This window comes from Natrinema soli (assembly GCF_028618695.1).
The window spans coordinates 1-1,517 of record NZ_JAQIVI010000500.1 but is presented as its reverse complement, the minus strand read 5'-3'; the positions used below and the strand labels follow the sequence as shown (position 1 = coordinate 1,517).

Here is a 1,517-nt window from a genome sequence, read left to right as displayed (position 1 = left end):
ACGAGATCAGCACCGGCGAGCCGCTGATGATGACCGTCGGCACGGCGACGACCGTCGGGGCCGTCACCAGCGCCCGAAGCGGCGAGTGCGAGGTCAATCTCAAGCGACCCGTCGCCGCCGATCCGGGGACGAAAATCGCGATCAACCGCCGCATCGGCGCGCGCTGGCGGCTGATCGGGCTGGGAACGCTCACGGACTAAGGCGATGAGCACGCGGACGCGGGTCGCCCTCGACACGAGCGCGCTCATGATGCCGGTCGAACTCGACGTGCGGCTGTTCGAGGAACTCGAACGATTGCTCGATTCATTCGAGCCGACGATTCCACAGGCCGTCGTGGAGGAATTACGGCGGCTGTCCGAGAAGGGCGGCCAGGAGGGGACGGCCGCGACCGTCGGCCACGATCTGGCGACCGAGCGCTGTCTCGTCGTCGACACGGAGGCGTCGTACGCGGACGACGCTCTGGTCGAACTCGCTCGCGAGGGAACCGTCGACTACGTCGTGACGAACGACCGCCCGCTGCGCGACCGGGTGCTCGAGGCGAGCAGACCGGTAATTGCATTACGCGGGAGAAACAAGTTAGCGATCACTCAACCATAGATGTACAAACGGGTTAGGCTGAAGGACACGGTAGAAGTACCGCCGGAAGAACTCGGCGACGTTTCGCCGAATCGAGTCAAACGACTGCTCCAGGACAAACTCGAGGGGCGCATGGACGAGGAGGTGGGGAGCATCGTCTCCGTCACCGACGTCCGCGATATCGGAGAGGGGACGGTGTTGCCGAATCGGCCGGGCGTCTACTACGAGGCCGAGTTCGACGCAGTGACGTTCGATCCACAGATGCAGGAAGTCGTCGACGGCACCGTCGTCGAAGTCGTCGAGTTCGGTGCCTTCGTCGGCATCGGTCCCGTCGACGGCCTGCTGCACGTCTCCCAGATCAGTGACGAGTATCTCGCCTTCGACGGCGAGAACCAGCGGCTCGCTTCGAACGAGTCCGCCCGCTCGCTCGGCGTCGACGACGCCGTCCGGGCCCGCATCGTCACCAAGAGCATCGACGAGCGCAACCCGCGCGACTCGAAGATCGGCCTCACCGCGAAACAGCCGGGTCTGGGCAAACACGGCTGGCTCGAGGAAGAACGCGAGAAACGCGAAGCGACCGCAGGTGAATAACCATGGCATCCGACCGCCTCGTCTGTCGCGAGTGTCACCGGGTCAACGAACCGGACAACGAAACCTGTGACGCCTGCAACTCCTCGTCGCTGACCGAGGACTGGGCGGGCTACGTCATCATCGCCCATCCCGAGAAAAGCGAGATCGCGACGGAGATGCAGATCACCGAATCGGGCGCGTACGCCCTGAAGGTTCGTTGATTGGCGTGACCCGCGACGACGAACACGATCCGGAGCCCGCCGACGAGCAGCTACTGGTTTTACCCGACGAGCTCCGCCGCGAGCTCAAGGAGCCGATGGGGCCGATCGAGACCGACGCGGATCGACTCCTCGAGGCCGTCGACGGCCCCC

The 1,517-nt window shown here is 64.9% G+C and carries 3 protein-coding genes and 2 pseudogenes; all 5 read left to right on the top strand.

Going from position 1 to position 1,517, the window contains the following annotated elements:
• Window positions 1-200, top strand: a pseudogene (locus tag PGX04_RS24915) (translation initiation factor IF-2 subunit gamma); the annotation flags it as partial.
• 4 nt (window positions 201-204) lie between these two features.
• Window positions 205-597, top strand: a complete 393-nt coding sequence (locus PGX04_RS24910; RefSeq protein ID WP_273740959.1) for a type II toxin-antitoxin system VapC family toxin — start codon at window positions 205-207, stop codon at window positions 595-597.
• Window positions 598-1,167, top strand: a complete 570-nt coding sequence (locus tag PGX04_RS24905; RefSeq protein ID WP_273740958.1) for a DNA-directed RNA polymerase — start codon at window positions 598-600, stop codon at window positions 1,165-1,167. It abuts the gene before it with no gap.
• A gap of 2 nt (window positions 1,168-1,169) precedes the next feature.
• Entirely contained in the window at window positions 1,170-1,367 is a 198-nt protein-coding gene (spt4, locus tag PGX04_RS24900; protein ID WP_273740957.1) for a transcription elongation factor subunit Spt4, read from the top strand.
• Window positions 1,368-1,372: 5 nt separating this feature from the next.
• A pseudogene (locus PGX04_RS24895) lies at window positions 1,373-1,517 on the top strand (GTP-dependent dephospho-CoA kinase family protein); the annotation flags it as partial.

Excerpts from the sequence above, each read along its gene's own strand:
- PGX04_RS24910 (WP_273740959.1), top strand. The coding sequence starts at position 205 with ATGAGCACGCGGACGCGGGTCGCCCTCGACACGAGCGCGCTCATGATG.
- PGX04_RS24905 (WP_273740958.1), top strand. The coding sequence starts at position 598 with ATGTACAAACGGGTTAGGCTGAAGGACACGGTAGAAGTACCGCCGGAA.
- spt4 (WP_273740957.1), top strand. The coding sequence starts at position 1,170 with ATGGCATCCGACCGCCTCGTCTGTCGCGAGTGTCACCGGGTCAACGAA.